The organism is Catenulispora rubra, assembly GCF_015356825.1.
Taxonomy (GTDB): Bacteria; Actinomycetota; Actinomycetes; order Streptomycetales; family Catenulisporaceae; genus Catenulispora; species Catenulispora rubra.
In genome coordinates this window covers 1-3238 of the sequence record NZ_JAACYW010000525.1, presented here as the reverse complement: position 1 = coordinate 3238, position 3238 = coordinate 1, and the positions used below count along the sequence as shown (strand labels likewise).

The 3238-nt window shown below is 67.1% G+C and carries 4 protein-coding genes and 1 pseudogene; all 5 read left to right on the top strand.

The window, feature by feature from the left end:
- Nucleotides 1-92 precede the first annotated feature (92 nt).
- Nucleotides 93-683, top strand: coding sequence for a hypothetical protein (locus GWK61_RS53460; protein ID WP_194922081.1), 591 nt, complete (start codon nt 93-95; stop codon nt 681-683).
- Entirely contained in the window at nt 680-1141 is a 462-nt protein-coding gene (locus GWK61_RS53455; protein WP_194922080.1) for a hypothetical protein, read from the top strand. The genes GWK61_RS53460 and GWK61_RS53455 overlap by 4 nt, the downstream gene beginning before the upstream one ends.
- 188 nt (nt 1142-1329) lie before the next feature.
- Nucleotides 1330-2490 (top strand): RICIN domain-containing protein, encoded by a 1161-nt coding sequence (locus GWK61_RS53450; protein WP_194922078.1) that lies wholly within the window; start codon nt 1330-1332, stop codon nt 2488-2490.
- An 86-nt stretch (nt 2491-2576) separates the two neighbouring features.
- Nucleotides 2577-2876 carry a DUF3039 domain-containing protein gene (locus GWK61_RS53445; protein ID WP_194922076.1) on the top strand — a complete coding sequence of 100 codons (300 nt, stop codon included), beginning with the start codon at nt 2577-2579 and terminating at the stop codon, nt 2874-2876.
- A gap of 5 nt (nt 2877-2881) precedes the next feature.
- A pseudogene (locus GWK61_RS58020) lies at nt 2882-3238 on the top strand (hypothetical protein); the annotation flags it as partial.

Genomic DNA, 3238 nt, shown 5'->3' with positions numbered 1-3238 from the left:
GAAGACCCCCGCCCGTCCGGCTCCTTAGCCCATCCTTCCGGGGCCGGACGGGTGGGTGCTGTACGGCCCCTTATTCACTACTGGAGGAGCACATGAACAGGAGAACACTAGGAACGTTGATCCTCGCTGGCCTCGTGATCGTCAGCACAAGCGCGGGCTCCGGAGGGTGCGGGGGCTCTGACGGAGGCTCGAACTCGGGGGGCTCATCGGGAGGTTCATCAGGCGGCAACATCGCCCCTTCGCCCAGCACCCGAGCCAAGTCGGGAGCCAATCCCCCCGCGTCCAGCTTCAGCAGCGGTGCACCCGATGCCGGAGGCCAGTCGTGCACCGCCGCGCTGTCGCTCCAGAAATGGGACAACGACCATCCGAGCCATATCATCACCGGAGGGGCTCAGGTGATCTGCCTGGAGCCTCCGCTTACCCTCACACACGAGTTGTTTCTCGAATACCAGTCAGGCGGCGACCCGACGAACTCGTGGAACACCGAGGGATCGGACAGCTACGAAATTCAGGACTCGTATAACCCCGATGCTTCGTTCCTGGTGTCGGCGAGTTGCAGAGTCGGCACCTGGCGGCTTCGTTACCATGCGGAAGGGATGGACCCGAACCATCTGCCCATCCTGATCGACTACACCTCGCCTAACACAACGATCTACATCACGAAATGCGGGGGCTCGCATTGACCACCGTCGAACCGGATCTACCCGTTGCCCGCCTGGTGGGGTACGAGCGCATCGGCGTCACGAGCAGACGCGGGCAACGGATCGACGGACAGCTGCGCCATGTCACCAATGAGGTTCGGTACCCGGGAACCGACGCGCGAGCGCTGGTGAACCGTCCGGGGTGGTCCGATGCCGACCCGCGAGCGGCCCTGACGTGGCTGATGTTCCACGTCGCGGTGGACAGACACAAGCCGTTCTCTGAGGCCCTGGACGCATGCGCCGGAGAACTCGACCAGTCGAGCCACGACTTCTACCCGGCGGTACTCAGCGTCAACGGCACCGACTGTGAAGCCGTCGAGCTGAGCGAGAAGGGTCTCACCGCGCGGGCCGCTCTCGTCGGAGGTTGGACCGTGGTCGCGTGCGTCCCGGAAGCTGCCGACCTCGTGGTCGAGCTGGTCACCACTGACGAATTCGAATAGCTGCCCCAAGCGGCCATACCCCCCCCGGTGCCCGCCAGGCGCCGGGGTTCATTTCGTTAGGCGGCCCGATGCGCACGGACCTCACAGTTAGGAAGTCTGGTAGCCGTCTGCTCATCTGTGATTGCATGATGAACGGCGGCTGATCTGACCTGCGGTGATGCATCTACGACGGATACGCCACCGGGATCATGGAGTCCTGCCTCAACCAGTACTTCCCGATCCCGCAGTCGCAGGGCTGCCGGGACACCATCGGCACCGCCGAGATCCAGCGGCGGGCCGCGGCCGTGCAGCCGAAGGTGGTCGCGGCGATCGAGGACGTCCGACAGACCATGCGCAACGCCGGCTACGCGGACTCGGACTACCAGCTCGTCTTCCAGTCCTACTTCACGCCGATCACCCCGGACCTGCGCCCGGGCATCGACAACTACGTCAGCAAGGTCGCCAACGGCTGCCCGGCCGCCACCGAGGACCTGGCCTGGGGCCACAACCTGGTGGTGCCGCTGTTCTCCGACGCGCTGCGGCACGCCGCCGAACAGGTGCCCGGCGTGCGGTACCTGGACCAGCGGCGCGTCAGCTACGGCCACGAGGTCTGCGCGGAGTTCACGTCCTCGCCGTACGAGTACACCAACGGCGACGTCATCGACACCTCGGAGATGGCCCGCAACGGCTGCGACCAGAAGGTCCTGTTCGGCGGCCTGATCTGCATGGACGAGATCCGGCAGTCCTACCACCTGCGGGTCGCCGGCTATCAGGGCGAGGGCGCGTGCCTCGGTGACTTCTACGCGTCGGCGAACGCTGAGTCGTACTGCACGCTGGACCAGCAGGACGGCACCACGATCCGGCCCTTGAACCCGGGTCAACCGTGGATGGACCAGGTCGACGACGGCGGCTGGTTCCAGCTGACCAGCAAGGCCGGCGGCAAGGTCTGGGACTTCTCCGGCGGCGGCACCGACGGCGACTCGACCAACGGCCGGCCGCTGATCACCTACGCGGCCACCGGCGGGCTGAACCAGTCCTTCGTCACCGAGATCAAGTCCGACGGCTCCTACGAGGTCGACTTCAGCGGCAACCGGACCATGTGCCTGGACGCCACCGGCGGGCAGGCCGCGGCCGGGGTGAAGCTGGAGCAGTGGGGCTGCAACGGCAATGCGAACCAGCACTGGTTCTTCACGCCGGAAGGCGGCGGCTACTACGCGGTGTCGTCGGCGCAGAACCAGAACCTGGTTGCCACGATCGGCGGCTCGACCGATGGTTCGGGGAATCCCGTAGTCGAGCTGCAGCCGTACTCGGGCGCGGCGGACCAGCTCTGGCAGCTCACCGAACTGGGGATCGTTTACCTGCACGGCTAGCCCCCGTGACCTGCAGGTAACGATCCAGTGCCGCGTCGCACCGCAACGCTGCTCGCCGGGGTGCGGCGCGGCATAGACTCAAGAGCATGAGCACGCCGACTTTCGAACCGGACACGGACACCGGCGGCTCGACGATCGTCGAGGAACGCGTCGAGTCCGACTATCGCTACGAGCCCGGTGATGAGGAGCGCTTCGCGCACTACGCCGAGCGCGACAAGATCATGGAGGCCTCCGTCTTCGGGACGCCTCTGGTAGCGCTGTGCGGGAAGGTGTGGGTGCCCTCGCGGGACCCGAGCCGGTTCCCCGTGTGCCCGGAGTGCAAGGAGATCTTCGAGGGCCTCGAGCCCGGCGGCGGTGACGGCGACGGGGACGGCGGGACGAACTGACCGGGATGCTGAGGCCGGACGGTTTCGGGCCGTCCGGCGACGGGGGATTCGGGGGCGATGCGGGCGGTGCGGTGCCGGCCGGCGGTCATGCGCTGCCGGTGCGGTCCGCCGGGAGCCCGGAGGGCGCGCTGGTCTTCGGGGGCGAGGGCGAGCGGCCCGGGTTCGAGCTGGGCGCTTACGAGACCGACGAGGATGACGGCGAGATAGCCGAGGACGCCGGCGAGGCTGGCGGAACGGCGAGTGCGCCGGAGGCTAGTTGGTTCGATGGTGCCGGTACCTCGGGCGCTTCAAGCACGTCATGTGCTTCGGACGTTCCGGCAGACGGTCCGGTGTCGAGTGCGGAAGCCGATCAGCCCCCGCCC

Excerpts from the sequence above, each read along its gene's own strand:
- GWK61_RS53445 (WP_194922076.1), top strand. The coding sequence starts at position 2,577 with ATGAGCACGCCGACTTTCGAACCGGACACGGACACCGGCGGCTCGACG.
- GWK61_RS53460 (WP_194922081.1), top strand. The coding sequence starts at position 93 with ATGAACAGGAGAACACTAGGAACGTTGATCCTCGCTGGCCTCGTGATC.
- GWK61_RS53450 (WP_194922078.1), top strand. The coding sequence starts at position 1,330 with ATGGAGTCCTGCCTCAACCAGTACTTCCCGATCCCGCAGTCGCAGGGC.